Origin of the sequence: Christiangramia aquimixticola, assembly GCF_048285835.1 — a bacterium.
In the GTDB taxonomy this organism is placed as follows: Bacteria; Bacteroidota; Bacteroidia; order Flavobacteriales; family Flavobacteriaceae; genus Christiangramia; species Christiangramia aquimixticola.
This window is the reverse complement of record NZ_JBLVTL010000185.1, coordinates 1-307: the sequence shown is the minus strand read 5'-3', so window position 1 is coordinate 307 and position 307 is coordinate 1. Positions and strand designations below refer to the sequence as shown.

1 protein-coding gene is annotated in these 307 nt (G+C 41.4%); it reads right to left on the bottom strand.

Going from position 1 to position 307, the window contains the following annotated elements; all coding sequences use genetic code 11:
* Nucleotides 1–307: DUF7507 domain-containing protein (locus ACNKXV_RS14055; RefSeq protein ID WP_417908339.1), on the bottom strand; the 307-nt coding region annotated here is incomplete at both ends.

Below are 307 nucleotides of genomic sequence, written 5' to 3'. Positions count from 1 at the left end.
CCATCTTTAACCAGCGTCATAAGAGGATTCTGATCAATGGTAGTATTGGCAGTAGCGCTGGTAGGACCAGGTACTTCGTTGGTTACTACACTTGCAGTATTTGATAGGGTAGTACCGTTATTGATATCAGTCTGAGTAGCATTGTAAGTAGCTTCAAATACCCATATTTCATTTACATCCAGTATTCCATTCCCATCGTCACCTGATTTCAGGGTAGCAGTGGTAGTATCATCGGTTAGTGTAAGCCCTGTTAAACTCACATTTCCTGTATTGGCTACAGAGATAGTGTAAGTAAGAGTAGAAGGCT